Source organism: Kaistella sp. SH40-3 (genome assembly GCF_030686865.1).
Classification (GTDB): Bacteria; Bacteroidota; Bacteroidia; order Flavobacteriales; family Weeksellaceae; genus Kaistella.
Window position 1 is genome coordinate 1 of record NZ_JAQYUS010000019.1, and the last position, 2,863, is coordinate 2,863.

General features: G+C 38.3%; 3 protein-coding genes. 2 read left to right on the top strand and 1 reads right to left on the bottom strand.

The genetic code is table 11. The features are described from left to right. Both PUH65_RS14760 and PUH65_RS14765 read left to right on the top strand, forming a co-directional pair. A partial coding sequence (locus tag PUH65_RS14760; RefSeq protein ID WP_305520873.1) for a tyrosine-type recombinase/integrase occupies positions 1-1,011 on the top strand: 1,011 nt, incomplete at its 5' end. Continuing rightward, positions 995-2,101: an IS91 family transposase gene (locus PUH65_RS14765; protein ID WP_305520874.1), complete on the top strand. Its 1,107-nt coding sequence runs from the start codon at positions 995-997 to the stop codon at positions 2,099-2,101. The genes PUH65_RS14760 and PUH65_RS14765, both read left to right, overlap by 17 nt. A 232-nt stretch (positions 2,102-2,333) precedes the next feature. On the opposite strand, the gene PUH65_RS14770 is transcribed toward PUH65_RS14765, so the two are convergent. Beyond that, entirely contained in the window at positions 2,334-2,729 is a 396-nt protein-coding gene (locus PUH65_RS14770; protein ID WP_305520875.1) for a hypothetical protein, read from the bottom strand. Positions 2,730-2,863: the final 134 nt, after the last annotated feature.

The window sequence follows — 2,863 nt, forward strand, 5'->3', positions numbered from 1 at the left end:
GGCTACAAAAAAAAATCTCCGGAGGATTTAAGAACGAACAAAATTTTGAATCGCGCTTCGAGCGAAGTTACTGGTTTTTCGGAATTGATACAACGTTTCGAAAGAAATATTTCAATCCAGGGAAAAAGTTCCAGAACCTTTGATAATTATTCCAGGCATGTTGCCGCCGTAGCGCTTCATTTCGGTAAAATCCCTACGGAATTGGATCCGGAAGACATCAAAGATTATCTCTTCGAACTTCAACAACGCAGCAAAACACCTTCCCAAACTTATTTTAAACATACGGTTTATGGACTGCGGTTTCTACTGAAAGCCGAAGGTTTACCCTATAGTTTTCTGCATCTTCCAGCCATTCCAAAAGTCAAAAAATTGCCCACTATTTTAAGCCGTCAGGAAGTTTGGCGGATGCTGCAAACTGCTCAATTGCTGAAACACAAACTGCTCATTGGTTTGATTTACGGGTGCGGGCTTCGATGTATGGAAGTCCGAAATATCGAACTTCATCATCTTGATTTTGACCGACAAATGCTACACATTGTTCAGGGTAAAGGTCAAAAAGACCGTTATGTTCCTTTATCCGAGCATTTAATTCGGGGACTGAAAACCTTTATTTCGGTAGAAAATCCAGATCGATATTTATTCAATGGAAATCAAAATAGAAATATTGAAGAGATTGATGCTTCGACTACGCTCAGCATAGGTACTTCCACAACTCACACCAAAGATTTTGATTCCAGATACAGTCAAAGAGGTGTTCAATGGGTGATAAAAACGGTGAGCAAAAAAGCGGGAATCACCAAAGTGGTTCACACTCACACTTTGCGCCACAGCTTTGCTACGCATTTATTGGAAGATGGAGTTTCAATCATAATGGTTCAGAAACTTCTGGGTCATGAAAGAATTGAATCGACCATGGAATATCTTCATGTCTGTCAGTTGTCGGATCAAAAACCGCACAGCCCTTTGGATACCATTTTTACTTTGTACAGCAAAAATGGAAATCCGAAGTAAAGGCGGAAGTGTAGCAGAAGTCATTCGTAAAATCAATTTATCGGCTCAGAATTTTACGGTTCATCAGGAAAAAACGCTTCGCGCTTTATCGTATTGCCGGACTGCTGCATTGGGTGGTCATATCGATGCGTGTGATAGTTGTGGAAATCTTTCTATCAGTTACAACTCGTGTCGTAATCGCCATTGTCCGCAATGTCAAGGTCATAAAAGGGAAGAATGGATTCAAAAACGGGAGCAGGAATTATTGCCGTGCAGTTATTACCACGTGGTATTTACGCTTCCCGAAGAACTCAATGGTTTGGCGATCTCTCAACCGGCATTGTTGTACAAAACCTTATTTGAAGCGGCTTGGGCAACATTAAATCAGTTTGGTAAAAATAAGGGAATCCAACTGGGAATGATTGCGATTTTGCATACTTGGGGACAGAATTTAAGTATTCATCCACATTTGCACTGCATTGTTCCGGGCGGCGGCATTAATAAACAAGGCAAATGGCGTTCGAAGATAAAATCTGATAAATATCTCTTCTGTGTAAAAGCGATGAGTGTGGTTTTTCGGGCAAAGTTTGTGGCTTCATTAAGGGCTTCCGGAATTAAAGACCAGAATTTAATAGATCAACTCTTTACCAAAAACTGGGTCGTTTATGGCAAAAGACCTTTTGGTGGACCAAAATCTGTTATTGAATATTTGGGAAGATACACCCATAAAGTTGCCATCAGCAATCATCGCATCAAAGAGGTTACGGATCATGAAGTTCGTTTTGGGTACAAAGATTATCGCAAGGAAGGTCAAAAAAAGGAAATGACTTTATCGAATACTGAATTTGTGCGCAGATTTAGTCTTCATGTTTTGCCTAGAAGGTTTGTGAGAATAAGGCATTACGGGATTTTGAGCAGCTCTTGGAAACGTGGAAAACTTCAGGATTTACAATTAGACTTAAAAATCCAGATTACAGAAGTGAAACCGAAAACTTTGCTTAAAAAATGTCGGTGTTGCAAGGAAGGAAATTTAATCACCATCGCGCTTTTCGGACAGCGTGGCCCGCCTCATGATTTTCTTGCCGTTTTTAATGCCTCGTCTGCAAAATAAACTTTGTGGGTAAGGGATTTCATATCTTAAAAGTAAAGAAAAGTCTGTGAGTTATTCAAAAAAACTCACCTCAGTTCCCAAAAAAAGCAGTCCTTCTAAAAAACTGCTCTAATATCCTAAATTCTAGAAACGATAACTCCATAAGGTTACCAAGTGGGGATGAAAAGCCACCGGAGGTTCCGTTCAACAGGCTTTCATTTCTTGTCTTTCAGACAAAACGAAAGCTTAGTTATTATAGGCAGTTTCTTTGCTCGTTTAAATTTGCAAGCATAATTTTCAGTTCTGTTTCGGTTTTAAATCCGCCATTAATTTCTGGATCTGCAATTTCAAAAATAGATTCATGAACTTGTTCGTTTTCAAATTCTATATTTTGCGCTAATGTTAAACATTCACAGATATATGTCAATTCAATGTTTGTAAGTTTGCCACCAAGAGTTTCTTCTAGCAATTTTACGACGTCGTTATTTTTCAAATAAATAGTTTCCACGTCATCATAATACAAGTTAATTGTCGAGCCTTTTTTTTCAAGCAAGTTTTTATAATTTACAACTTCTGAACGAATTCCATTTTTGAATAAGTCCACAGTTATAATTCCGTGTAGATAATCGTTTAGTTCTTTTGAAATCATGGGTTTAGAAATTGCCTATAACGGTTGGGTATTTCTGCAGGCGGGCTAAAAATACGAAAACTTTCTAATTGCTAAAAACTTAATTAATCGCTAAAATCTTCGATGAAAACTTCATACCCGCTTGTAGAAATACT